Here is a 3,438-nt window from a genome sequence, read left to right as displayed (position 1 = left end):
AGTTATTTAAAATCTCTTCTATTATTATTTTTGTATTATTATAATCATAATTACAAAGAGCCAATTCTAATTTATCTGCATTTTTTTTATTATCTAGTTTTTTTATATTTTCAATAATTATATTTCTTCGTTCAAAATTTATAAATGCAGATTTACATACATCTTTATACAATAAGTTTAGTTCTTCAATAAATTGAGTTTTTAAAAAGTCAATACTTATGCCTTTTTCATCTTTTAAAATTGTCATATTATTAACTGAATGCTCAACTATATTTAAACTATCTTTTAATTTTAATACAATCTCTTTTTTACTATCTATATCTTCTACCTCATCAATCTTATTGGTATATTTAAATACATCTTTAAGAGATAGATTTCCACTCATACCTTTTAAATTATGAATAAATGAATTAAACTCACTTGAATCAATCTTTAAAGATAAAAGTTTTTCTACTAACTTTTCTTTATTTTTTAAAAAATCTTGCAATGCTTGATATGCAGCATTTTTATTATTATTAAATCTTTCTAATAATTCATTGATATTGATTCCATCTATTGAATCTTCTATTTCTTCTAGTTCAGTATTTTGTACATACTCATTACTTGTATCTAAATACTCTATAAGTACTTCTTTTAATTTTGCTATATCTATTGGCTTAGATAGATGCTTATTCATTCCTGCTTCTTTTGTCATCATAATATCATCTTGCATAACAGCTGCACTTAAAGCGATTATTGGAATATCTTTATTAAATTCTCGGATTAATGATGTTGCTTTAAATCCATCTAAAATTGGCATTTGTAAATCCATAAATATTATATTATAAGTATTTAATTTAGCTTTTTGAACTGCCATTTGACCATCTGTTGCAATTTCTACAGTAAGTCCAAAATTTTGAAGGTTTTGTTTTGCTACAAGTAAATTTATCTCATTATCTTCAACAAGTAAAACTTTTCCTTTTGCCTTTAATTTGTACTCGTTTTTCTTTTCATCTTTTTTAGTATCTTTGTTTATTAATAAATTAAACAGTTTTGATACACTAAATGGATTTATTAATATTTGATTTTTATTGATATTATGCAAATTAATAAATTCTTCTTTTTTCTCAGATGGTATAGTTATGATTGTTTTTATATCTTTATCGTAATACTTATTATCAATTGTTTTTATTAACTCTATTCCTTGCATATCATCTAATTTAAAATCAATTAAAACAAAATCAAAGTGTTCTTTTTCTAATACCTCTAATGTTGATTTTGCAAACTTACATACTTTTGTATTTAATTGAATCTTTTTTGATATATCTTCTAATATATTAACAATATTTTCACTGCTATTAGCTACAAGTAACTTTTTGTTTTTTAATTCTGATGATAAAGAACTATAATCTGTTTTTTTATATTCTACATCAGCTTTAAAAGAGAATATACTTCCTTTATCTATTTCACTTTGTATTAATACATCACCATTCATCATATGAGCTAGTTTTTTTGAAATCACAAGCCCTAATCCACTTCCACCATAGATTCTTGTATTTGAAGCATCAACTTGAGAAAACTCTTTGAATAACTTTTTTTGTGTCTCTTTAGATATACCAATTCCTGTATCTTTTACTTTAAAATTTAGTGTTAATGTATCTTTTTTAATATTTTTAATATCTAGACTAATTTCAACATAACCTTTTGGAGTAAACTTTATGGCATTTCCAATTAAGTTAATCATAACTTGCATAATTCTAAAAGGATCTCCAATTAAGTTATTATAAAAAATAGGTTCACTTGAAAAAATAAGCTTTATATTTTTTCTACTTGTTTCGTATGCAAATAAATCTGATAATTGATGGAATAATTTATCAAGTTCAAATGGTATAGATTCAAGTTCAATTTTATTAGCTTCAATTTTCGAATAGTCTAATATATTATTAATAACATGCAAAAGTGCATTAGATGAAGCTATTGATTTAGTAAGATAATTTTTTTGTGTTTTAGATAAATTGGTTTCTAAAGTAAGTTGTGTTAATCCAATAATACCATTTAATGGAGTTCTTATTTCATGAGACATATTTGCTAAAAACTCTGATTTAGCCTTTAATGAATACTCTACTTGTTCTTTTGATTTTTGTAATTCATTTTCTTTATTTTTTTGTTTAGTTAAATCATACTTTGTACCATAAGCCTTATCAGGTTTACCATCTATATCATATGATATAAAATAATTAACTAATACTTGAAGAATAGTATCATTTGTTTTTTTCATTGTATATTCAAAATTATCTTGATAATCTCTATCTTTTTTATGTGAATCATTTATTTTATCTAAAACAATTTGTCGACTATCTTGAGGAATAAATCTTTCTAAATATGTTTGTGCATCCAAAGTATAACTACCTTGTTCTTCTATATTAGTTCCTAAAAATGCATAATAGTCATCATTAAAAGTAAATGTATTAGTTTTAATATTAAATTCCCAAAATACTAAACCTGATAGTTTAACTGATAACTCTAATTGTTTTTGATATTTTTTATATTCTTCTTCAGCTAGAACTTCTTGTGTTACATCAATACCAACAGTAATTAAGTATTGAATTTCTCCATTATCATCTTTTATAAGTTTATTTGACCATTCAAATATCTTTTCTTCACCACTTTTTGAAATCCAAGAATTTTGTTTTTTTTCTAAAAGATTACCTTTTCTAGCTTCAATAAAAATATTTTTAACTTTTTCTCTCATCTCTTTTGGTATAAATCTTTTCCAAAAAAATGGTTCTGAAGATATCTCTTCTTGTGTATAACCTACAAAATTCTTTCCATAGTCATTAATTCTAAGCATTACACCATCTGTATCTATAAGTGCAATAATAGCATTAGTATTATTTAAAATATTTTCAAGAAAGCTTTTTTCAAATAATGTTTGTTTTTCTAAAAGTTTATATTTTGTAATATCATTTTGTATTCCTATATATCTTTTAATATTATTGTTTTTATCTAATATAGGAGTTACTGCTAAACGATTCCAAAAAGGTGTACCGTCTTTTTTATAATTTAAAATATCACACTCAAAAGGTTCTGTTTTACTTAGACTATTTTTGATAAATTCTATAGAATCTTTATCACTATCAATACCTTGTAATAAATTTGGATTTTTTTGATTTATAAAATCACTACTATATCCTGTTAAATTTTCAAAACCTTTATTTGTATAGATAACATTATGATTATTATCTGTAATAATTACACCTTGAGATACATTTATTAATGCCTCATCTTTTAATATTTCAATTTCATTTTGTCTTTTTATTATTAGAGATAACAAAAAAGTAATAAAAAGTCCTATTAATGTAAATACTAATGAATTTATATTTTCCCAAAATTTAAAATATGATTCTTTAGCATTAATTTCTAATAACCAAGAGTGGCCATCTCTTTTTATTTCTATTG

At 22.9% G+C, this 3,438-nt stretch carries 1 protein-coding gene; it reads right to left on the bottom strand.

Annotation, left to right across the window (positions count from 1 at the left end):
- A partial coding sequence (locus ACERKK_RS12290) for a PAS domain S-box protein (RefSeq protein ID WP_373773368.1) occupies window positions 1-3,438 on the bottom strand: 3,438 nt, incomplete at both ends.

This window comes from Poseidonibacter sp. (assembly GCF_041821165.1).
Classification (GTDB): Bacteria; Campylobacterota; Campylobacteria; order Campylobacterales; family Arcobacteraceae; genus Poseidonibacter.
The sequence above is the reverse complement of the archived record's forward strand: the minus strand, read 5'-3'. Positions and strand labels throughout refer to the sequence as shown.